The organism is Streptomyces sp. NPDC046866, assembly GCF_040704625.1.
GTDB lineage: Bacteria > Actinomycetota > Actinomycetes > Streptomycetales > Streptomycetaceae > Streptomyces.
Genome location: NZ_JBEYXN010000023.1, coordinates 85,443 through 106,425, shown reverse-complemented (window position 1 = coordinate 106,425; position 20,983 = coordinate 85,443). Strand labels below are relative to the sequence as shown.

Here is a 20,983-nt window from a genome sequence, read left to right as displayed (position 1 = left end):
GGCCCAGCGAAGGCTCCCCTGTTCCTGCATTCGAGATCCTTGGCCAAAGGCCGCCGCTCCCTACGCCCCGGCGGTACCGTCCCGTCAGAAGCGGTCGCAGATCGGGGTGGTGGATGTGAGCGGGTACATCGAGGAGCAGGAGCGGATCGGTCAGCGGGTCAAGCGTCAGCGGCTCTCCGTCGGCATGACTCAAGCCGACCTCGCGGCCGCGCTGGGCCGTACTCAGAGCTGGGTGTCCAAGCTGGAGAAGGGGCAGATCGAGCTGGATCGGGCAGGGCTGATCAACGTCGTGGCCGCCGCCCTGCACTGCCACCCGAACATCCTGATCGAGCGCCCATACACCGGCACTCCTGCCGAGACGAAGTGGCAGGTGTCCGCCGCCTCCATCCTGCGGGAGCTGCGCCGCTACGACCTGGCCCCCGTCTTCGACGGCACCCCGCGCCCGTCCGAGGTGCTATGGCATGACATGAAGCGCCTGGTCCGCCTGAGGGACGCCGCGGCCAACGCCTCCGTGCTCTCCGAGCTGCCGGACATGCTCCGCGAGGCCCGCGCCCTCGCCGAGGTCTCCACCGGCCACGAACGCGAAGAGGCGTTCTCCATCTACGCCGTCTGCTGCAAGTTCGCCCACACCGCCGCCCACGCCCTCGGGCACCCCGAACTCGTCGCCATGGCCTGCGAGCGGGCCTCCTGGTCGGCGCAGCTCTCCGGCGACCCGATGATGCCCGCGATGGCCCTTTGGATGCGGATGTGGGACACCTGGGCCTCCGCAGACTGGGACGACGCCCTCGCCCTCGGGAACAAGGCCCTCGCCAGCATCGAAGCCGAGTACGAGGCCGGTGACCCGCTCGCCCTGCGGATGTGGGGCGCCCTGCACCTGCGGTCTGCGATCTCCTGCGCCCGCGGTGGCAACGCTGCCGGTTCGGACGAGCGCCTCGCCCTCGCTCGCACGGCCGGCGAGCGCGTCAACGCCTACGTGGGCCCCGAGATCCATGACCGGCACTCGGTCACCTTCTCTCTCGGCAACGTCATCATCCACAGCGTCAGCGCGGCCCTGGAGATGAGTGACCAAACCAAGGCACTGCGCCTCAACCGCGGCGCAGACCCGTCCCACATCGCGGTCCTGCCGAAGTCTCGCCTCGGGCACCACCACATGGACCTCGCCCGCGCGTGGCTGTGGGACGGCAACCGGGACCGAGCCCTGACGGAGCTGGAAACGGCCGAGCGCATCGCCCCGCAGCTCGTCCGCAATCACCCCGTCGCCCGCGCCACCCTGCGGAAGATCGTCTATGCCGAGCGCGTCGCTACCCGGCAGCGCCTGCGCGGCATGACCGGACGATTTTCGCTCGACTGACCAGGGGACATTCCGCGGATTCATATTGGCCTGTAGCGGGGCGCATACGTTCCGCTACATGACTTCGACGCGTCGCACTGACCCGGCCCGCGTACGACAGCAGCCGGACGACCCCGATCCGCGCTGGCCCCTGCGCGGCGATCTCGCGTACGACACCGCCACCTCCCGCACGGGCGTGGTCATAGGCGTCCCCGAGGACACCGGGATCGCGTTCTACCGCCTTGTCCCCGAAGGCGGCGGTGAAGAGGGCTGGAACGCCTCCCTCGACACCCTAGCGCCCCCGGAGGACGCCCCCGCCCCGCTTCCCCAGCGGATGCCGGGCGCCACGGTTCAGCATGAGCCCGAGTACCCCCCATGGGCTGACCCGTTCGGTGACAGCCCCGACCCCAGCCCTTCTCTGAAGGTGCGAGCCGAGCGCGGCATGGCGCGTTTCCTGAAGTCGGCCGTCCCGGACGGTGTGGCATGAGCAAGCGCCCCTCCTGGCTGCACGAAGGTGCCCGCGTCCTGGACCCCCGCGAGGACCGCGAGGGAATCGTGCAGTTCGTCGGCGAGTGGGTGGACCCCCAGACCTGCCGCGTCATTCCCGAAGCCATCTTCCTGCGGCCCGAGGGCGGCGGACGCGAGTGGGTGGTGGCCGACCACCAGGCGCTCCGCCAGGCCGACGCCCGCTGACTTCAGGGCTTCCCGCCCCGGCACCTCCTACAGCACCATCGCCCCGGGGCGGGATGCACCACTCGAACCCGATCGAGAGGAGCACGATGCACAGCGCCTTACGGCTCGCGACCAGGCCCGGCTCGGTCATCATGCAGCCGACAACCCAGTGCCTTCCCATGGACTGCACGTACTGCTACCTGCCGTTCCGCAAGATCAAGAACCTCATGACCGTGGACATCGCGGAGGCGGTGGCCAAGCCCGTCAACGTCTGGGCCGCCGACAACCCGCGGTTCGAGGTCGTGTGGCACGGCGGGGAGCCGCTGGCCACCGGCCGCGAGCACCTGGGCGCCCTGATGGCCCCGTTCGAGGGCGTCACGCACAGCGTGCAGACGAACGCCGCCCTGATCGACGACGCGTGGTGCGGCTTCTTCCAGGAGCACGAGATGCATGTGGGCGTCAGCATCGACGGCCCCGAGGACATGAACACCCATCGCGTCACCCTCGCCGGCCACCCCGGCTTCCGCGTCACCATGCGCGGCATCGAGCGCCTGCAACGGCACGGCATTCCCTTCTCCGCCATCGCGGTCGTCTCCGACCCGAACCCGGCCGACGCCGCCCGCTTCTACGAGTTCTTCGCCGAGCTCGGTGTGACCACCCTCGGCGTCAACGTCGAAGAGGAAGAGGGCGTGAACGTCGGTGCCAAAGAAGCGGACGCCGTACGGGCTGCGGAGTTCTGGACCGCCCTCGCCGACGCCTGGCGGGCCAACCCCGTCACCCGCCTGCGCGAGGTACAGCGCGTCCTCAACTTCGCCGGGGCCGTCCTCGGGGGCCACAACACAGCCCCCACCCCGACCTCCGCCCCCTGGGATCCGATGCCCACCATCGCCTACGACGGCGGCGTGATCATGCTGTCCCCCGAGCTGGCCGGGTTCACCGACGCCCGGTTCGGCGACTTCACCACCGGCAACGTGCTCAAGGACGGGCTGGACGTCCTCGTCGCCGAGGCCGAGAAGCGCACCCCCTGGATCCCCGAGTTCTGGACGGGCGTGGACACGTGCCGCGCCACCTGCCCCGCCTTCGCGTTCTGCGGGGGCGCCCACGCCGCGAACCGGTACTTCGAGCACAACGGCCGACTCGACGGCACCCGTACCCGGTACTGCACCACCGCCAAGATCGCCCTACTCGAAGGAGTGACCCAACATGCTCGCGCACACCCCCACTGACGCCACCACGCTCGTGATGGACTCGGCGCGGGGCTTCGAGTCCCTCCTGGAGGCCGCCGGCACCGCCCCCGTCGCTCACTGGGAGAACTTCCCCACCTTCGACAACACCGAGTTCGACAACAAGCCCACCTACAGCGCGCAGCCGCTCGCCGCGTTCGACAACCGCCCCACGTGGGACAACCCCACCTCCAAGTTCGACAACCGGCCCACTTGGGACAACTGGAAGAACAAGTAGCCGCGGCATCTCTCGGGGCGGTCCGTCACAGGGGGCCGCCCCCCGCCCCGACGACAAGGAGCACCATGGCCACCCGCACGTTCGGACGCATCTCCGTCACCCTGCCCGAGCTCGACGAGCCGGGCCTTTACCTGGGGAACGTCGACACGCTCGACAGCCCGCGCGGCACCGTCCGGGACTTCGCCTACGGGGATGCCGACCTCCGCGCCCTCGATCTCGCGGACACCCAGCTCGTCACCGGCCGCATCACCGGCCTGCGCGCGAAGCGGACCGAATTCGAAAGCCTGAACCTGCACGGCGTGGAGATCACGGGAAGCGACCTCGGCTCGGCCCGCTGGAGCGACAGCAAGCTGACCCGGGTCCACGTCCGGGACACCAAGCTGATGGGTGCTGCCCTCGACGGCCTGGTGCTCGATGACGTCCTGTTCGAGGGCTGCAAGTTCGACTACGCCACCTTCGAGAAGGTCCGCGCCACCGGCCCCGTCGCTTTCATCGGCTGCGTGCTGTCCGAGGCCACCTTCGCCGACTGCGACCTGTCCGACGTCGTATTCACCGACTGCCAGTTCCGGCTCACCGCATTCGGCGCCGGCCGCTACCGGGACACCGACCTGCGCGAGAACGACCTCTCCCAGATCCGCGGCGTCGCCAACCTCACCAAGGTCCGCATCGACCACGCCCAGCAGGACCAGCTCGCCGAGGCCCTCGTCAACGAACTCGACATCACCTTCGGAGACGACTGAACCAGGAGACCACGTGCCCCTCCACATCGCCTACGCCGACCAGGCCGCCCTTCGCGCCCGCTGCGAGGTCGCCACCGTCCGCACCAGCCGCCCCGAGGAGAACGCCTACGAGCCCGGCTCCGTCGTCCCCGCCGGACATTGGCGTCCCATGACCGAAGCAGACGTCAAGGCGGTCACCGCGCCGCGCAGGCCCCTGGACAGCACGCTCGTGGAGATCGTCCGGCCCCCCTTCCAGGACGGTCTCCTGCTCGACGACCTCGCCCGGGCCCTGGGCGACCCGGACGCCATCTACCTCGGTCAGGCCCTTGCCAAGCCCGGCATGACCACCACGACCGACAACTACGAAGACCGCCTGCTGATCGGGCTGCACCTCGACAACTGGGACAAGCTCGCGTACGCCGACAAGCACACTGGGCGCCGCAGACTCTGCCTCAACCTCGGCCCCGGCACCCGGTACATCATCCTCGGCGCCATCGACGCCCAAGCGGTCTGCCGGGCCATACACCCAGACGACCACGCCCAGCGATACCCCCACACCCAGGACTACCGCGCCTACGTGGCCGGTGGCCGCCCCATCCGCATCGTCCGAATACGCCTCTCGCCCGGCGACGGCTACGTCGCACCCACCGAGTACCTGCTGCACGACGGCTCCACCGAGGGTGAGGACGAGCCTTCGGCCGCCGCGTTCTGGCTCGGCCGCTGGCCCCGCGGCATCCTGCCCTCGCTGGTCTGACCGCCCACTACACCGCGCCCCGCCTCCAGCAGCACCGGACAGCAGGGCGTGGTCGCGCGTGCCTACTCGTCCCACTGCGGAGCCTCGACCATGTCGATCTCCGGTGGCTTCACCCTCCAGACCGGGCGGGGGCATCCAGCTCCCGTTCTTCGCCCGCACCATATTCATCCTGTGGTCGTCATCGACCCATGAGCGGCTCGTGCAAGGTCGATCGAGGATCCCAGCCTCTCGTCGCTGCTGCACCGTCCAAACCTGGGAGGGGTGGTTCAGCTTCTCCAGCGGGGTGCGCGGTCCCTTCGGCCGGTATCCCGCTCACATGCGATCACGACGCCGGCTCCCGGGCGGGCGCGGACGGCGGCACGGCGGTGCGAAGGTGTGAGCCGCAGAGGGTGACCGCGTACGCCTGATCGGCCGTGAGGAGCTCGTACGTGCGAGCGAAGGCGGGGAACGCCTCGCGCACGTTTTGAAGGACCAGAAAGCCGCATGGCCCCGCTCATCAGCCCCTGCTGGGGTTCACGCTCCTCGAAGTGCTGGCAGGGGCTTCTTCACGCTCCAGGTCAGTTCCAGGACCTCGTACCGGTCATCCGCCAGCACGGCGTCCACGTCCGCTGCCTCGGCTGGTTCCGCCGACAGCAGCTGTGGAAGGCCTTCGCCGACCACGACGTCCTGGCCGTGCCCTGCCCTCCACCACCCTGGAGGCCATGGGCCTCGTCGCCCCCGAAGCCCAGGCCTGCGGCCTCCCCGTCCTCTACCAACCCGTCCCCGGCCTCACCGAGGCCCTCGCCGGCACCGGCATGGCCACCGACTTCACCACCCCGGCCACCGCGGCCCACGACCTCAACCGCCTCCGCACCACACCGGGCCTGCGCGAACTGCTCCGCGGGGCCGGCCGCACCAACGCCGCCCGCTTTCCCCTCAGCGCCACCGCCTCGGCCATCACCGAACTCGGCCGACGGCTCACCTGACACCCCCGTGGCGCAGTCAGTCCGGCCCCGGCACGTCACTAGGCTGGCCAGCGGACCACCCGCGGCTGTACGACGATCGGGAGACCATGACCACGCCCTCCACCGCCCATGTCGAAGACCTTCTCAAGACCGGCGTGCGCGAGGAGGTCTACCCCGGCGCGGTGTGGGCGGTCGGGGACGCCGACGGCACCCGCGCGAGCGGAGCCGTCGGCCTCCTCGACCCCGACCGGCCCGACGAGCCCATGCGGCTGGACACCGTCTTCGACGTGGCCAGCCTCACCAAGATCCTCGCCGTGTGGTCCACGGTCGGCACGCTCGTCGAAGAGGGCAAACTCGACCTCCGCGCCCCACTGGGCGCGTTCTGGGACGAGGTCGCCGGCCACCCCCTGGCCGGGGCTACGGCCCACCACCTCCTGACCCACACCGCGGGCCTACCCCTGCGCGCCAACCTGAAGAACCTCTACGGCACCGACCCCCAGGACATCCGCGACGGCGTCCTCCACGAAGCCCTCCACCGCCCGCCGGGCGAGGCCGTCGAGTACACAGACCGGGCCGCCCTGATCCTCGGCTACCTCGCCGAACACCTTTCGGGCCAGCCTCTGGAGCAGCTCGCCACCGACCGTGTCTGGCATCCCCTGGGCATGACCCACACCCGCTTCGGTCCCCTCCCCACCATCGAGGCGGCCCGCTGCGCCCCCACCGAGTACGACGAGACCACCGGCACCCACCTCAAGGGCACCGCCCACGACTTCTCCGCCCGCCTCCTCGGCGGCGTCTGCGGCATCGCCGGCGTCTTCTCCGTCCTCGACGACCTCTCCCTCTTCCTCCGCCACATGCTCGCCCCAACCCGGGCCGCCTTCGGCCACGCCTGGACCGCGGACTCCCTCCGCATCCAGACCGGCACCCTCACCCCCGCCCGCGGCCTCTTCTGGCACCCCGCCCCCCGCACCGACCCCGCCGAGGACGTCTGGGTCCACTACGGGTTCACCGGCACGGGAATGTGGATCAGCCCAGCCCAGGACCGCTGGGCCGTCCTCCTCACCAACAAGCTCCGGTTCAACCGCGACCGCGAACCCCTGACGGAGATCCGCGACGCCTTCCGTGCCACCGCGCTCACCACGCCGCTTCACATGAATGCATGCGGCATGTAACGGCCTCCGGGGAGGATCGGTCCGGGTTTTGGCGGTAGACCGGTGATCTCGGTACCGGTTCGGTGACTCAGGCCGTTTGGGCTGATCAGCGGCCCTACGTTCCGGCTCATGCCAGTTGATTTCCTCTCCGATGACCAGGTCTCCCGCTACGGCCGGTTCGCCGCCGAGCCCACCCCGGGCGAGCTGGAGCAGTTCTTCCGTCTGGACGCCCGGGCCCGGGAGCTCGCGGCCGGCAAGCGGCGTGATGGGACCAGGTTGGGCTGGGCGGTGCAGTGGGGGACGGTGCGGATGCTCGGCACGTTCCTGCTGGACGACCCGGCCGGGGTACCCGCCGCGGTCGTGGCCTTCGTCGCCGAGCAGCTCGGGGTGGCGCCGGAGGTGTTGGCGGAGTACGGGGGCCGGCCGAAGACGGCGTACGAGCACAGCTGGGAGATCCGCGAGGAGTACGGCTACCGGGAGTTCTCCGCCGCCGAGCTGGAGGTGCGGGCGTTCGTGGCGGCGCGGGTGTGGGCGTCGGTGGAGGGTCCGCGGGCGCTGTTCGACCGGGCGGTGGTGTGGCTGGTGGAGAACCGGGTGCTGCTGCCGGGGATCACGACGCTGACCCGACTGGTGGCCGAGACCCGTGCGAAGGAGATGACCGAGCTGTACCGGACGCTGGACGAGGCGGTGCCAGAGGAGCTGCGGCAGGCGATGCGCGAGCTGCTGAAGGTCCCGGACGGGAAGCGGGTCTCGGAGCTGGAGCGGCTGCGGACCGGGCCGGTGCGTGTGTCGGGCACGGCGATGCGCGAGGCGCTGGACCGGGCGCGGGAGGTGCGCGCGCTCGGGGCGGGCCTGGTGGACACCGGCGGGGTGCCGGCGGCGCGGATGGCGGCGCTGGCCCGGTACGGGATGGGCTCGAAGGCACCGACCTTGCGGGACCTGGAGGAGACGCGGAAGACCGCGACGGTGCTGGCCACGGTGCGGCATCTGGAGACCGCGTCGGTGGACGACGCCTTGGACCTGCTCGACGTGCTGATGGGCAGCCGGCTGCTGGGGCGGGCGGAGCGGATCGGCCGGGAGGAGAAGCTCAAGTCCCTGCCGAAGCTGAAGAAGGCGGCCGGGCGGGTGGCCAAGGCGGTGGAGGTGCTGCTGGACACCGCCCCGGCGACGGTGGACGGCGAGGCGGTGTCGGTGCTGGACGCCTGGGAGGCGATCGAGAAGGTGGTGCCGCGTGCCAAGCTCGCCGAGGCGCTGGCCACGATCGCGGAGTGCGTGCCTGACGGCGACGGGGACGAGGACGCCGAGTGGCGGGCCGCGCTCGCCTCCCGGTACAGCACGGTGCGCGGCTTCATCCGGCTGCTGGTGGACACCGTGGACTTCGGCGCGGTGGCAGCCGGGGCGCCGGTGGTGAAGGCGCTCAAGCAGTTGCCGCACCTGGTCGGCCGGCGCAAGGTCGCCGCGTCCGAGGTGGACCAGCAGCTGGTGACTGGCTCGTGGCGGCGCCTGGTGTTCGCCAACCCGGACACCGAGCCGGGGTGCGTGGAGAAGGCGGCGTACTCGTTCTGCGTGCTGGAGCACCTGCACCGCGCGCTGCGGCGCCGGGACGTGTTCGCCCGGGACGGGGACCGGTGGGGCGACCCGCGCGCCAAGCTGCTGGCCGGCGACCGCTGGGAGAGCGCCGAGGCGACCGTGCTGACCGCGCTCGGGCTGGAGGCGGAACCGGCCGCGCACCTCGCAGAGCTCGCCTCCGCCCTGCACGGCGCCTACCACCAGGTCGTCGCCGGGCTGCCGACCAACAGCGCGGTGAGCGTGAAGGACGGCAAGCTGCAGCTGGACCGCCTCGGCCCCGCGCCGGAACCGAACCTGATGCCAGCCTTCCGCCAGCTGGCCAACAGCATGCTGCCGAAGGTCGACTTCCCCGAGCTGCTGCTGGAGGTCGCCGAGCTGACCGGCATGACGACCGCGTTCACCCACATCTCCGGCGCCGACCCGCACATGGACGACTTCGAGGTCAGCGTCTGCGCACTGCTGCTCGCGGAGGCCTGCAACGTCGGCCTGGTCCCCGTCGCCAAGCCCAACGTGCCCGCGCTCACCCGCGCCCGCCTGGTCCAGGTCGACCAGGGGTACGTGCGGGCCGAGACGATCAGTGCCGCGAACGGGATGCTGATCGAAGCGCAGGCGAAGGTGGACATCGTCCGGGCCTGGGGCGGCGGGCTGGTCGCCTCCGCCGACGGGGTGCGCTTCACCGTGCCCGTCCAGACCCTGCACGCGGGCTACAGCCCGCTGTACTTCGGGCTGCGCAAGAAGGGCGCAACCTGGTTGAACGTGGTCAACGACCAGGTCATGGGCCTAGGCGGGGTGGTGGTGCCCGGCACGCTGCGCGACTCGCTGTTCATCCTGGACGCGCTGCTGGGCCGCGACGGCGGGCCGAAGCCGGAGACTGTGGTCACCGACACCGCCTCCTACAGCGACATCGTGTTCGGGCTGTTCGCGATCTGCGGCTACCAGTTCTCCCCGCGGATCGCCGACATCTCCGATGCCCGTCTGTGGCGCACACACGCCAGCGCCGACTACGGGCCGCTGCAAGACGCCTCCCGCCACACCGTGCGCCTGGACCGCATCCGCGCCCACTGGGGCGACATGCTCCGCGTGGCCGGCTCCCTGACCCTCGGGGAGGTCCGCGGCTACGACCTGATCCGTATGCTCTCCCGCGACGGCCGCCCCACCGGCCTGGGCGACGCCTTCGCCCACTACGGCCGGATCTTCAAGACCCTGCACCTGCTGCAGTTCATCTCCGACGACGGCTACCGCCGCATGATCGGCAAGCAGCTCAACATCACCGAGGCCCGCCACCGCCTCGCCCGGCGGATCTTCTTCGGCCAGCGCGGCGAACTGCGCCAGCACTACCGCGAAGGGATGGAGGATCAGCTCGGTGCCCTTGGCCTGGCGCTGAACGCCGTGGTGCTGTGGAACAGCCTCTATCTCGACCGGGCCGCCAAGCAGCTCGCCGCGGACGGCTTCCCCGTCACCGACGACCTGCTGGCCCGCCTGTCTCCGCTCCAGTTCGACCACATCAACTTCCTCGGCCGCTACGCCTTCTTCCGTCCGGCCGAAGCCGGGCGGCGCCCGCTGCGCGAACCGTCGGTCGAAGACGCGGAGACCGGCGGGCGCTAGCCGAGAAGGACGACTCTTGGCTGTGAGGTCGGTCAGGGGCGGAGGAGGGCCTTGATGGCGCGCCGTTCGTCCATGGCCTGGTAGCCCTCGGCGGCCTGGTCGAGGGGCAGGGTGAGGTCGAAGACGCGGCCGGGGTTGATGCGGTCGGTCATGACGCGGTCGACCAGGTCGGGCAGGAAGCGGCGCACAGGGGCGGGGCCGCCCTGGACGGCGACGTGGGAGTAGAACAGGGCGGTGCCGTCGATCTGGACGCCGTGGGGGACGCCGGCGATGCCGACGCCGCCGCCGGGCCGGGTGGAGTTCAGGGCCTGCCGGGTGGACTCGTCGGTGCCGACGCATTCCAGGACGCGGTCGGCGCCGACGCCGCCGGTGAGGTCCTTGATGCGGGCCACGCCCTCGTCACCGCGTTCGGCGACGACGTCGGTTGCGCCGAACTCGGCGGCGAGCTTCTGGCGTGCCTCGTGGCGGGACATGGCGATGATGCGTTCGGCGCCGAGTTCGCGGGCGGCCAGGACGGCGGACAGGCCGACGGCGCCGTCGCCGACGACGGCGACGGTGTCACCTCGCTGTACGCCGGCGGCGACGGCGGCCCACCAGCCGGTGCCCATGACGTCGGAGCAGGCCAGCAGGTCGGGCACTTGGGCGTCGGTGGGCAGGTCGGGGGTGGCGACCAGGGTGCCGTCGGCCCAGGGGATGCGGATGTACTCGGCCTGGCAGCCGCCGACGAACTCGCGGTTCAGGCAGTTGCTGGGGTAGCCGTTTCGGCAGTTGGCGCAAGTGCCGTCGCTGGCGAAGAAGGAGCCGACGACGAACTGGCCCGGCCGCACGGTGGTGACGTCGTCGCCGGTCTCTTCGACGATGCCGACGTACTCGTGGCCGATGGGGCCGGGGTCCTTGGCGGGGTTGATGCCGCGGTAGTCCCACAGGTCGGAGCCGCACACGCAGGTGGCGAACGTGCGGATGACCGCGTCGGTGGGCTTGAGGATCTGAGGGGTGTCGCGTTCCTCGACGCGGACGTCCCTGGGGCCGTACAGGACGGTGGCACGCATGGCGGGGTGCTCCTGGTGGTCGGTGCGGAGGGGAGGTCAGAGTTCGCGGGTGCGGGGGCCGGTGTATTCGGCGTCGGTGACGTGGTCGAGCCAGTCGACGTCGTCGCCCTCCCACAGCGCGATGTGGGTCATGAAGTGGTTAGGGGCGGCGCCGTGCCAGTGCTCCTCGCCCGGCGGGGTCCAGATCACCTGGCCCGGGTGGGCTTCGAGGATCTGGCCGCCGCGAGACTGGATCAGGGCAATGCCCTCGACGATGTAGAGGGTCTGGCCGATGCCGTGGGAGTGCCAGGCGGTGCGGGCGCCCGGTGCGAAGTGCACCGCATTGGCCCGCATCCTGGACGGCTCCTCACCGCGGTGGATGACGTCGGCCCAGGCGTCGCCGGTGAACATCTTCTCCGGCAGCTTGGCGGTGGCGGGACGCGTGCGCAGTTCCATCAGGTGACTCCTTGAACGAGATAGAGGGCGTGTCAGCTGGCGAAGAGGTCCTTGGCGACGGCCATGGCGGACATGGCGCGCGGCCAGCCGGTGTAGAAGGCGAGGTGGGTGATGGCCTCGATCAGCTGGGCCTCGGTGACGCCGTTGTCCTTGGCACGGCCTAGGTGGTGGCGCAGCTGCTCGGTGCTGCCGCCGGTGACCAGGCTGGCGACGGTGATCAGCGAGCGGTCGCGGGGAGTGAGGCCGGGGCGCTGCCAGACCTCGCCGAACAGGACGTCGTCGGTGAAGTGCACCAGTTGCGGGGCGAAGTCGCCGAACATCTTCGCCGCGCCCGAGGGCTCAGTGCTGGGCATGAGGGTTTCCTTTCGTCGGGCCCCGCAGCGGCGGGGCGGTGGTGGTGCCTGACGGTGCCGTTGCCTGTGTGGGCGGGCTCAGTTGCCGCGCCGGGCGGCGGCCATGCGGGTGGCGGCCAGCGCCGCGCCCAGAGCGACGGCGGCGGCCAGGGCGAGGCTGAGGCGCAGGCCGTGCTGGAAGCCGGCCGTGCCGGAGATCAGGGCGCCGAAGACCGCGACGGCCAGTGCCCCGCCGATCTGGCGGCTGGTGTTGAACACCCCGCTGGCGGTGCCGGTCTGCTCGGCCGGGACGTGCTCTAGCAGCAGTGCGGTGGCCGGTGGCATCACCAGAGGGCCGGCCAGCCCGACGGGGACCAGTAGCAGGGCGCTCACCCACACCGGTGCCGACCCGGGCACGAGGGCCAGGGCGACGGATCCGGCCGCGATCAGTGCCAGCCCGGCGATGACCGGCAGGCGGGGGCCGGTGCGCTCCACGATGCGTGCAGAGAACGGGGTCAGGCAGGCGCTGAGCAGCATCATCGGCAGGAACGCGATCCCGGCCCCGAGCGCGGACAGGCCGTGCTGCTGCTGGAAGTCGAGGCTGAAGACGAACGGCAGCCCGTAGAAGCCGACCATGAACGCGAAGCCGATCCCGGTGACGATCACCACCGTCTTGGACCGGAACAGGGACAGCGGCACCATCGGGTGCGCCCCCTTGGCCTGCGCCAGCACGAACGCGGCCAGGGCCACGACGGCGACGGCGAGCGAGAGCAGTACCTTCGGGGCGGTGAACCCGGCTTCGCCGGCCTCGATCGCGCCGAACGTCAGACCGCCCATCGCGAGGATGCCGGTGACCTGCCCGATCCAGTCGAACGGCGCCGGACGGGTCGGCGACTTCGGGCTACGGGCGAGCAGTGCCAGGGTGAGCAGGCCGACCGGCAGGTTGATGAAGAAGATCATCCGCCAGGAGGCCAGGCTCAGCACACCGCCGAGCACCGGGCCCGCTGCGGCGGCTATGGCGCCGCCCATCGCCCACACCCCCACCGCGCGGGCCCGGCGGGCCGGGTCGGGGAAGGCGTGCCGGACCAGCGCCATCGAGGTCGGCATGGTCACGGCTGCGCCGATGCCCTGCACCACGCGGGCGGCGACGAGGGCCGGCAGCGACGGGGCCAGCCCGCACGCCAAAGAGGCGACCACGAACAGGACCAGGCCGCCGGCGAACGCCTTGCGCGCGCCGATCCGGTCCGACAGGGCGCCGGCGGAGAGCAGCAGGGCGGCGAACATCAGCGTGTAGCCGTCGACCACCCATTGCAGGCCGGTGATCCCGCCGCCGAGCGCACTGCGGATCGAGGGCAGGGCGACGTTCACGATCGTCGCGTCCAGGGTGATCACGAAGAAGCCCAGGACGGCGGCGGCCAGCGTCGCCGCGGCGTGCCGGTCGGTGCCGGCCGTGGCCACCGGCGCCGAGCTGGGCGAGGAAGCGGTGACGGTCATGGCGGGCGGGATCCTTCCCTTGGAGGTTCGGGCCGACCTGCTGGCCCGCTCACCCCTCCACGGAACCACGCACCGCCTCTGACCTGGGAGTCCTTGCTGGGAGGGGTACTGGCAGGGACCCCCGCCCGCAGCACCGGCCTACGCTGGAGCGGTGCCAGCCGACACCGTCCGCGAAGACATCCGCACCTTCCTCACCAGCCGCCGCGCCCGCCTCACCCCCCAGGAAGCCGGCCTGCCCGACTTCGGCGGCCGACGGCAGGTTTCCGGGCTACGGCGCTCGGAGGTCGCCCAGCTCGCCGCCATCAGCGTCGAGTACTACACCCGCATCGAGCGCGGCAACGTCGGCGGCGTCTCCGAAGACATCCTCGACGCCCTCGCCCGCGCCCTGCGCCTGGACGACGTCGAGCGTGCCCACCTGGCCGCCCTCGTCCGCGCCGCCAACAACCCCCACCGCGTCCCCGACCGCGACGGCGGCACCAGCCACGTCCGGCCCAGCCTCCAGCAGATCCTCGACGCCATGACCGGGGCCGCCGCCTTCGTCCGCAACGCCCACCTGGACGTCCTGGCCACCAACGCCCTCGCCCGCGCCCTGTACGCGGAGGCCCTCGACAGCAACGAGCAGCCCCCCAACCTGGCCCGCTTCGTCTTCCGCGACCCCCGCGCACGACGGTTCTACCGCGACTGGGAGCGCATCGCCCACGACGCCGTCGGCAGCCTGCGCACCGAAGCCGCCCGCACCCCCGCCGACACCGACCTCGCCGACCTCATCGACGAACTCACCACCCACAGCGAAGAATTCGCCCAGCGCTGGGACGACCACGACGTCGAGTACTACCGCAGCGGCCAGCAGCGCTTCCACCACCCCGACGTCGGCGACCTCGACCTCGACTACGACGCCCTCGAAATCCCCGCCGACCCCGGCCTCACCATCGTCACCTACACCCTCGCCGCCACCGCGCCCCACGCCACCGCGTTCCAGCGCCTTTCCCACCCACGCCTCTAGGCTTCCCCAGATCTTCAGAAAACCATCGTTTGTTGAAGCCCAGCGGCCGGACAGCCCAACGACCCCTCAGGGCCTTCAAAAACTCCTTCAAAAACCAGGGCTGTTCAAGAACTCCGGGGCACCGTTTTCTGACAGAATCCCGGGCGTGAGCACCCCCTCCGAGCCCGACGCGCTCGACCTCCTGGTCGCCGAACCCGTCCACCGCACCGAGATCCTCATCGGCTACGCCCGGGTCTCCACCGGCGGGCAGAAGCTCGACCGCCAGATCGACGCCCTCACCGCCGCCGGGTGCCGCCGCATCTTCGCCGACAAGAGGTCCGGCAAGGACGACCTGCGACCCGAGCTCAAGGCCTGCCACGCCTTCCTCGCCGCCGGCGACACCCTGGTCGTCCCCGCGCTCGACCGCTACGGACGATCCCTCAAGGACTTGGTGAACATGGTCGGCGAGCTCCGGCGCCGGGAGATCGGCTTCTGCTCGCTGCACGAGCGCCTGGACACCACCACCCCTGGCGGCCGCCTGGTCTTCCACGTCTTCGCCGCGCTCGCGGAGTTCATTCGCGAGTTGATCGTCTCCGGCACCCGCGAGGGTCTGGACGCCGCCCGCGCCCGCGGCCGGGTCGGCGGGCGACCCAGCGTCGCCACCCCCGAGATCATTCGGGCGGCCCGCGACATGCTCCCCAACCCGGAGAACTCGATCACCTCGATCGCCAAAATCCTCGGCGTCAGCCCCGGCACCCTCTACAACCACATCCCCGACCTGCAGGAACTCCGCGCCTCCGGCCGCATCCCGAACCAGCTCAGCGCCAGCTGACCACTACCGCCAAAAATCGGACCGATCCTCCCCACGGGCCGTAACCCTGCCCCTTAAAACCATGCCGCCAGCTGACCGGTACCGACGCCTGAGGCCTGCCCTACGGACTGGCGTCACGGCCTCATCTGGCGCGGTTACACCGGCGCTCCGGACCAGCGTTCCTGCTGGGTGCCGCTGGCCGATGGCTACTCGCACCCTCGGCTGGCTCTCCTTGCCTTGGCGAATGCGCGGGTAGTTGTGCTGCGTGCCCTGGCAGCATAAGCGTCAACTCGCGTGGGATGGACGGCTGAGGCGCTCTGCGCCGGTGCCAGCACCGGGCAAAAAGGCGTTCCGGCGCGTCCACCCCGATGAGCGCCTCCAGTCCGCCGGGCGCAAAGCCGTTCTTCCAAGCGGACCAGCCCGGCCCCAAGCTGAAGTGGCTGCGCGCAAGAGTCATCCCCGCGAGTGCGTGGAGCAGTCCAGGCTGCCGGTCGTCCTGCGGCTGCGGGAGGGGTCAAGTCCGGTGATGGCTTCCGCAAGTCCGGGCCGAGGTGTGACGCCCGTGTCGAGCACGACTTCGTTCCGCCAGGACCAGATGTCCCAGAGCTGTTACGCAGAAGCCGTTTGGTTCAAGAAGACCTTGAAGTCCGCGCCTGCCTTCAACTCGGCCAGAGCTGCGCGTGCAGAGATGCAGCCATCCTGGGACAGTGCGGATTGCAGGGCGTCTCGGTTCATGCGATCAGTTTGCCGGGCCGGCCAAGGACAGCACCTGGCGGTGGGTGATCAGGCAGCACGCGCGCTTGAGGAAGGCTTCGTGGATGTCGGCTCGGCGTTCCCAGCGGACGCGGAGTCGTCTGAAACCGTGGAGCCAGGCGAAGGTGCGCTCGACCACCCACCGGTAGGTGCCCAAGCCGCTGCCATGGGCTGTGCCGCGCCGGGCAATGACGGGGAGGATCCGACGGGCCCGGACCTGGTCGCGGTAGATGTCGTGGTCGTAGCCGTGGTCGGCGAAGACCGACTGAGGCTTGCGGCGAGACCGCCCGGGCCTGCCTCGGACGGGCGGGACGGCATCAAGCAGGGGCACGAGCTGGGTGACGTCGTTGCGGTTGCCGCCCGTGAGATGACCCGAGCGGGGTGCCGTGTCCGTCGGTGATCAGGCGGTGCTTGCAGCCGGCCCGCCCCCGGTCGACTGGCGACGGGCCTGGCTGGGCCCCGTTACCGTTTTCGTGGCCTCGCAATGGGGCTCCCGGCCTTCGGCCCCGGTATGACTTGAGCCCCCAGTCGAGATGATCGAAAAGGTGGTGTCGCCGGTGCCGGAGGCATTGGCAAACCGCTGATTAGAGGCACGAGCGCCTTCGGGCAGTCTCTTCGTAACGTGGATGCTGGCACGCTGATGCCGCAGGTGGGCCGGGAACAGGCGAGGGGCGGGAGCGAAGGGCATGTCGGACGAGACAGGCATTGACGTCTATCTGGGCCTGGACGTCGGCAAGGGTGACCACCACGCCACCGCCGTGAACCGGGCGGGGAAGAAGGTGTTCGACAAGCCGCTGCCCAACAGCGAGCCGAGACTGCGGGAGGTGTTCGACAAGCTCCAGGCCCAAGCACGGAACGGTACTGGAGGTCGTTGACCAGCCGGCTTCCATCGGGGCCCTGCCGCTGGCGGTCGCCCGGGACGCGGGCTGCCAGGTCGCCTACCTCCCCGGACTCACGATGCGGCGGATCGCCGACCTCTACCCCGGCGAGGCGAAAACCGACGCCCGCGACGCGTTCGTCATCGCGGACGCCGCCAGAGCGATGCCCCACACCCTGCGGACGATCAATCCCGCGGACGAGACGGTCGCCGAGCTCGCGATGATCGCCGGGTTCGACGACGACCTCGCGGGCGAGTCCACTCGCATCGCCAACCGTCTCCGCGGTCTCCTCACCCAGATCCACCCGTCCCTCGAGCGGGTCCTGGGTCCGCGCATTCAGCACCCGGCCGTGCGCAAACTGCTCGACCAGTTCGGATCCCCTGCACAGATCCGCAAAGCCGGACGCCGTCGCCTGGCGACCTTGATACGTCCCAAAGCACCGCGGATGGCCGAGCGGCTGGTCGAGGACATCTTCACCGCACTCGACGAACAGACCGTCGTAGTTCCCGGAACCGATGCTGCCGCGCTGATCGTTCCCAGCCTCGCCAGCTCGCTCCAGGCCGTGCTTGACCAGCGCAAAGCCCTTGCCGCCCGGATCGAGGAACTCTTGGAGGCCCACCCTCTTTCCCAGGTCCTGACCTCGATGCCCGGCATCGGGTCAGACCGCGGCCCGCATCCTCATCGACGTCGGCGACGGAGCCGGGTGCCGTACTCCCGCCGTCGCGCATGGCGGGCGCGTGACCTGGCCAGGACCACAGCGCACAACGTCATCACGGCCGGTGGGAGCCCACCGACCCTGCCGGATTACGTTGATCCCATGGATCATGACGTCGTCACGCTGGTCGAGGAGTGGCTGGCGGGCCCGAACTCCGAGGCCAACGGCTTCTTCGGCTACCAAGCCGTCGAGCACTATCGCCCGGCCGTCCTGCACTGGCTGACCGTCGGCTGCGGCACCGCCGGCCACCCAGACCCGGACCTGTACCTGCACCCCACGCCCACGGCGCTCCAGAACTGGGCGATCGACTACGCGGCCGCGGCTCGCTCCCGCGACGCCGCCTGCGGAGCCGTCCGCAGCTTCTACCGCTGGGCCGAAACCGCCGCGGCCTCCGGCGGGCCCGAGCTCGTGCCCGCCGGCACCGCCCGCTCGCTCCAGTTCCAGCGCGGCGGGCGCTTCTCCTCGGGCCTGCCCGGACGCGACCGCCTCACCCACGAGCAGTGCCGCTGGCTCGCCCAGACCGCCGACCGCTACCCCGGCACCCGCCGCGAAGGACCCCACCGCGCCCGCGCCCTGGTCTACCTCTGCCTCAACCACTACCTCTGGGCCCGCGGTCACGAGGAGTACATCCTCCGTCCCGGCCAGATCACAGCCATGCGTCTGAACGGCCGCCACCAGGAGCAGCACCGCACCACCTGGGACGTCCCCCAGAAGAACGCCGCGTCGGACGCCACACGCCTCCAGCCCGTACACCGCGATGCCGTCCGCGCCGTCGACGAGTACCTCGCCACCGACTCCTCCGGGCGGTCCCGCCGGGCCACCGCCCTGCCCGACAACGGCTTTCTCTTCACCACCGTCAACGGGAGCCCGCTCGACGTCATGAGCGTGCTGCGCATCCTGCGTGCCGTCGCACTCACTCACCCCGACCTGGAAGAGCTGGCCCCTACGCTCTCCGCCGACGCCGTCTCTCACTCGCCTGTTCCTGAAGGCGTGCACCAGCCTGCAAAATCACCTCGAAAGATGTGAGTTTGCGCTCGCGCTGACCTCCACCAGAGGGGCCGACACCAGTAACCGGGGCCGACCTGCGGTTTCACAAAGGCACAAACCAGGACACAAGAAGTGCTACAGGACGGGACACGGGAACACAGCGACACCGCCGGCGCGGAAGCACAGGGTGAGGCAACAGAAAGGTAGCGCTCTTTGAAGCCGAGTTGCTGCTCAATCGTCCAGATGGCGACGCTGAGGGAACCAAGACCGCCGTGCCTCGGCCTCACCTGACGACCTCGGTGGGGGAGGCCGGCGGCCTGGTGGGCGACTGCGATGGCGGCCATGGATGCTGGCCGGCTTGTACGGGCGGCCCGTGCGCGGCCGCGGTGTGGCGGTGCACCAGGTGACGTACTCCGTCAGTGTCTCGGCGCTCGCGGGCAGCGAACAGGAGTCAGCGCCCAAGGCCCACTCCTCGAAGCGCTGCCAGTCTCCGGCGTATCCGCGGGCGGTGGCGGCCGGGACACACTTGGCCATCACGGCGCGGGCAGCCCCATAGCCAATCGCCAGGGAAAAACCGACGATGACTGGATTGGGGTTCTATACGGCCGGAACCCTGTGGTTCGCCAACGTTGTGCGCCCCGTTGCACTCCGTGCGCCCCAACGCGCCCTAATTGCATAGAAGTTGGGTGCACCGGCGGTGTCAGTGGCCGGGGCTACCGTCGTGAGTGCGCCCCGATCGGGCCTGCTCTCTCCGCTCTTCCCCGACTGCCCTGAGGAATCGCTGATGGCAAACGTCCGTGGCCACTACCGGAAGAACGGGTCCTATGTCCGGCCGCACACGCGCAGGACCAAGCCCGGCTCCGGCTCCCGCCGTCCCGCCGTACCCCAGCCCCGGCCCGCCGGTGCGACCACGAACGTTCGCGGCCACTACCGCAACGGCTCCTACGTCCGGCCGCATCAGCGCCGGTTAGGCGCGCCGGTCGTGGTCGCGGCCGGCGGGGGCGGCCTGCTGCTCCTGATCATCGTCCTGGTCGCACTCTTCGGCGGCGGTGGCGAGGCACCCGCGGGGACCTCCCCCTCCCCGGCGGTCAGCGCTACCGGGGCGCCCCGGTAGCGCAGAGCGCAGAGCAGACCCCGGGCGGCTCCCGTCCGGGGCCTGCTTGTTTCGGCTGAGGGATGGTCACTATCGGTCGGTGGCCTTGGGGTGGCCAGTGGAGGCCTCCAGCCCCAGCACCGCCAGCTCATCCTGGACGCCCTGCACCGCCCCGACGGCGGCCACGGCGGCATCCTGCAGCTGCTCGGCGACCTCATCACCGACACCAGCCGCGACCTCCCCGAGGGCGACGCCGCCGAACAGCTCGACGAGGCCGCCGGGTACGCCTCCGACTACCCCGCCGAGCACATCGACCGGGCCGGGCCGCCCTCGCGGCCCCCATCGGGCTGTGACCGCCAGCGCCAGGCCCGGCACCTGCTCTTCGACCCCGCTCGCCTGGCGGGCAGGTAGGGCGCCCTGTCGCACGAAGAAGGCCCCCGTTTCGCGGCGACGGGGGCCTTCGTCGTCCCCGGTCAGTGGCGACTGCATGAGGGCGACGAGGCGCGGCGCGAATCCAACGAAGATCGGCGCGGCAGCACGGTGCAGCGCCGACACATCAAGCTCTTGCGGGCTCTCAGGGCCGCCCGGCGGAATGAGGATCCGACCAGGGCAAGGAGCACAGTCGCCACGACGTTTCCGAGGACTTCGTGGAGCAGGAAGCTCAGGGTGTTCTCCGCGATGAGGTTCATACGGGACATCGTCGAGCGCGAGCCGGGAGGGTTCTCAGCCGTGAGCAGTTCTGCGAAACGTGCAATCAGGCAGCGGCGGCCTTGGGATGATCTGGGGCAGTTGTCGACGGTAGTGGAAAGTTCTGAGAGGTGGTCGCCGTGGCACGTGGGCGGGCGGGGGACCTGAAGATGCCGGACCTCCCCGCAGGTGCAGTCCGCACGTTCAAGGAGCACCTGCACACGCTTCTCCTACGAGCCGGTTCGCCCTCGATCGCAACCATTCGCAGGGAGATCCAGCCCATCCACAGGTGCGGCCGGAGCACTATCTGGAACATGTTCAGCAGCCCCCATGTAGGCGGTCGCGACCCCGTCATGGCAGTAGCCGACGTGCTAGTGGTCCGGCTCCGTGGCGCGGACGAAGCGGCCGAACTGGATTGCGTTGCCGAGCTGTGGCAGGCGGGCTGGCTGGAGAGTGCAGGGTTCGCGTACCGCCGGCGGCGCAGCCGACATACACCGATGTCTGGGCACGGCTGGGAACCTTCGGACCCGTTCTCCCCGTAGAGCCGGAAGTGTCCGTCATC

The 20,983-nt window shown here is 70.5% G+C and carries 18 protein-coding genes and 3 pseudogenes; 16 read left to right on the top strand and 5 right to left on the bottom strand.

Annotated elements, in window-relative coordinates; translation table 11 throughout:
- The first annotated feature begins 115 nt into the window (after positions 1 to 115).
- The 10 genes and pseudogenes from AB0953_RS27995 (at position 116) to AB0953_RS27950 (ending at position 10,205) form a co-directional block, all read left to right on the top strand.
- Positions 116 to 1,351, top strand: a complete 1,236-nt coding sequence (locus AB0953_RS27995; RefSeq protein WP_366862342.1) for a helix-turn-helix transcriptional regulator — start codon at positions 116 to 118, stop codon at positions 1,349 to 1,351.
- Positions 1,352 to 1,409: 58 nt separating this feature from the next.
- The gene (locus tag AB0953_RS27990; RefSeq protein ID WP_366862341.1) at positions 1,410 to 1,817 is read left to right on the top strand and encodes a hypothetical protein; all 408 of its coding nucleotides are present in this window, start codon (positions 1,410 to 1,412) and stop codon (positions 1,815 to 1,817) included.
- Positions 1,814 to 2,023 (top strand): hypothetical protein, encoded by a 210-nt coding sequence (locus AB0953_RS27985; RefSeq protein ID WP_366862340.1) that lies wholly within the window; start codon positions 1,814 to 1,816, stop codon positions 2,021 to 2,023. The genes AB0953_RS27990 and AB0953_RS27985 overlap by 4 nt, the downstream gene beginning before the upstream one ends.
- Positions 2,024 to 2,109: 86 nt before the next feature.
- Positions 2,110 to 3,228: a cyclophane-forming radical SAM peptide maturase AmcB gene (gene amcB, locus AB0953_RS27980; RefSeq protein ID WP_366862339.1), complete on the top strand. Its 1,119-nt coding sequence runs from the start codon at positions 2,110 to 2,112 to the stop codon at positions 3,226 to 3,228.
- The gene (gene amcA / locus AB0953_RS27975) at positions 3,206 to 3,463 is read left to right on the top strand and encodes a multiple cyclophane-containing RiPP AmcA (RefSeq protein WP_366862338.1); all 258 of its coding nucleotides are present in this window, start codon (positions 3,206 to 3,208) and stop codon (positions 3,461 to 3,463) included. Before amcB ends, amcA begins: the two co-directional genes overlap by 23 nt.
- 65 nt (positions 3,464 to 3,528) lie before the next feature.
- Positions 3,529 to 4,203 (top strand): pentapeptide repeat-containing protein, encoded by a 675-nt coding sequence (locus AB0953_RS27970; RefSeq protein WP_366862337.1) that lies wholly within the window; start codon positions 3,529 to 3,531, stop codon positions 4,201 to 4,203.
- A gap of 13 nt (positions 4,204 to 4,216) precedes the next feature.
- Complete coding sequence (locus AB0953_RS27965; protein ID WP_366862336.1) at positions 4,217 to 4,936, top strand: hypothetical protein; 720 nt, start codon at positions 4,217 to 4,219, stop codon at positions 4,934 to 4,936.
- 543 nt (positions 4,937 to 5,479) lie between these two features.
- Positions 5,480 to 5,901 (top strand): annotated as a pseudogene (locus AB0953_RS27960) (glycosyltransferase); the annotation flags it as partial.
- Positions 5,902 to 5,987: 86 nt separating this feature from the next.
- On the top strand, positions 5,988 to 7,052 hold the full coding sequence (locus AB0953_RS27955) for a serine hydrolase domain-containing protein (protein ID WP_366862335.1): 1,065 nt from the start codon (positions 5,988 to 5,990) through the stop codon (positions 7,050 to 7,052).
- Between the two features lie 108 nt (positions 7,053 to 7,160).
- The gene (locus tag AB0953_RS27950) at positions 7,161 to 10,205 is read left to right on the top strand and encodes a Tn3 family transposase (protein ID WP_366862334.1); all 3,045 of its coding nucleotides are present in this window, start codon (positions 7,161 to 7,163) and stop codon (positions 10,203 to 10,205) included.
- 32 nt (positions 10,206 to 10,237) lie between these two features.
- Here AB0953_RS27950 and AB0953_RS27945 read toward each other — a convergent pair whose 3' ends face one another.
- The 4 genes from AB0953_RS27945 to AB0953_RS27930 form a co-directional block, all read right to left on the bottom strand.
- The gene (locus AB0953_RS27945; RefSeq protein WP_366862333.1) at positions 10,238 to 11,254 is read right to left on the bottom strand and encodes a zinc-dependent alcohol dehydrogenase family protein; all 1,017 of its coding nucleotides are present in this window, start codon (positions 11,252 to 11,254) and stop codon (positions 10,238 to 10,240) included.
- A 36-nt stretch (positions 11,255 to 11,290) separates the two neighbouring features.
- On the bottom strand, positions 11,291 to 11,689 hold the full coding sequence (locus AB0953_RS27940) for a cupin domain-containing protein (RefSeq protein WP_366862332.1): 399 nt from the start codon (positions 11,687 to 11,689) through the stop codon (positions 11,291 to 11,293).
- A 32-nt stretch (positions 11,690 to 11,721) separates the two neighbouring features.
- A complete protein-coding gene (locus tag AB0953_RS27935; protein WP_366862331.1) occupies positions 11,722 to 12,042 on the bottom strand; it encodes a carboxymuconolactone decarboxylase family protein in 321 nt (106 codons plus the stop codon).
- Between the two features lie 78 nt (positions 12,043 to 12,120).
- Positions 12,121 to 13,515, bottom strand: a complete 1,395-nt coding sequence (locus tag AB0953_RS27930) for an MFS transporter (RefSeq protein ID WP_366862330.1) — start codon at positions 13,513 to 13,515, stop codon at positions 12,121 to 12,123.
- Positions 13,516 to 13,666: 151 nt separating this feature from the next.
- On the opposite strand from AB0953_RS27930, the gene AB0953_RS27925 reads away from it, so the two are divergent.
- Together AB0953_RS27925 and AB0953_RS27920 are read left to right on the top strand one after the other, a co-directional pair.
- Complete coding sequence (locus AB0953_RS27925) at positions 13,667 to 14,518, top strand: helix-turn-helix transcriptional regulator (protein ID WP_366862329.1); 852 nt, start codon at positions 13,667 to 13,669, stop codon at positions 14,516 to 14,518.
- A 145-nt stretch (positions 14,519 to 14,663) separates the two neighbouring features.
- Entirely contained in the window at positions 14,664 to 15,329 is a 666-nt protein-coding gene (locus tag AB0953_RS27920) for a recombinase family protein (RefSeq protein WP_366862328.1), read from the top strand.
- A gap of 718 nt (positions 15,330 to 16,047) precedes the next feature.
- Here AB0953_RS27920 and AB0953_RS27915 read toward each other — a convergent pair.
- Positions 16,048 to 16,528, bottom strand: a pseudogene (locus tag AB0953_RS27915) (IS5 family transposase); the annotation flags it as partial.
- A 219-nt stretch (positions 16,529 to 16,747) separates the two neighbouring features.
- Between AB0953_RS27915 and AB0953_RS27910 the strand changes: the two are divergent.
- The 4 genes and pseudogenes from AB0953_RS27910 to AB0953_RS27895 form a co-directional block, all read left to right on the top strand.
- A pseudogene (locus AB0953_RS27910) lies at positions 16,748 to 17,640 on the top strand (IS110 family transposase); the annotation flags it as partial.
- A 116-nt stretch (positions 17,641 to 17,756) separates the two neighbouring features.
- On the top strand, positions 17,757 to 18,680 hold the full coding sequence (locus AB0953_RS27905) for a hypothetical protein (protein WP_366862327.1): 924 nt from the start codon (positions 17,757 to 17,759) through the stop codon (positions 18,678 to 18,680).
- 745 nt (positions 18,681 to 19,425) lie between these two features.
- Positions 19,426 to 19,755 (top strand): hypothetical protein, encoded by a 330-nt coding sequence (locus tag AB0953_RS27900; protein ID WP_366862326.1) that lies wholly within the window; start codon positions 19,426 to 19,428, stop codon positions 19,753 to 19,755.
- Between the two features lie 90 nt (positions 19,756 to 19,845).
- Entirely contained in the window at positions 19,846 to 20,145 is a 300-nt protein-coding gene (locus tag AB0953_RS27895) for a hypothetical protein (RefSeq protein ID WP_366862325.1), read from the top strand.
- The last annotated feature ends 838 nt before the right edge of the window (positions 20,146 to 20,983 follow it).

Bases quoted from the DNA above. Each gene is read 5' to 3' on its own strand.
- AB0953_RS27945 (WP_366862333.1), bottom strand. From the start codon at position 11,254: ATGCGTGCCACCGTCCTGTACGGCCCCAGGGACGTCCGCGTCGAGGAA.
- AB0953_RS27935 (WP_366862331.1), bottom strand. From the start codon at position 12,042: ATGCCCAGCACTGAGCCCTCGGGCGCGGCGAAGATGTTCGGCGACTTC.
- AB0953_RS27970 (WP_366862337.1), top strand. From the start codon at position 3,529: ATGGCCACCCGCACGTTCGGACGCATCTCCGTCACCCTGCCCGAGCTC.
- AB0953_RS27950 (WP_366862334.1), top strand. From the start codon at position 7,161: ATGCCAGTTGATTTCCTCTCCGATGACCAGGTCTCCCGCTACGGCCGG.
- AB0953_RS27955 (WP_366862335.1), top strand. From the start codon at position 5,988: ATGACCACGCCCTCCACCGCCCATGTCGAAGACCTTCTCAAGACCGGC.
- AB0953_RS27900 (WP_366862326.1), top strand. From the start codon at position 19,426: ATGGCAAACGTCCGTGGCCACTACCGGAAGAACGGGTCCTATGTCCGG.
- AB0953_RS27990 (WP_366862341.1), top strand. From the start codon at position 1,410: ATGACTTCGACGCGTCGCACTGACCCGGCCCGCGTACGACAGCAGCCG.
- AB0953_RS27930 (WP_366862330.1), bottom strand. From the start codon at position 13,515: ATGACCGTCACCGCTTCCTCGCCCAGCTCGGCGCCGGTGGCCACGGCC.
- amcB (WP_366862339.1), top strand. From the start codon at position 2,110: ATGCACAGCGCCTTACGGCTCGCGACCAGGCCCGGCTCGGTCATCATG.
- amcA (WP_366862338.1), top strand. From the start codon at position 3,206: ATGCTCGCGCACACCCCCACTGACGCCACCACGCTCGTGATGGACTCG.
- AB0953_RS27985 (WP_366862340.1), top strand. From the start codon at position 1,814: ATGAGCAAGCGCCCCTCCTGGCTGCACGAAGGTGCCCGCGTCCTGGAC.
- AB0953_RS27905 (WP_366862327.1), top strand. From the start codon at position 17,757: ATGGATCATGACGTCGTCACGCTGGTCGAGGAGTGGCTGGCGGGCCCG.
- AB0953_RS27940 (WP_366862332.1), bottom strand. From the start codon at position 11,689: ATGGAACTGCGCACGCGTCCCGCCACCGCCAAGCTGCCGGAGAAGATG.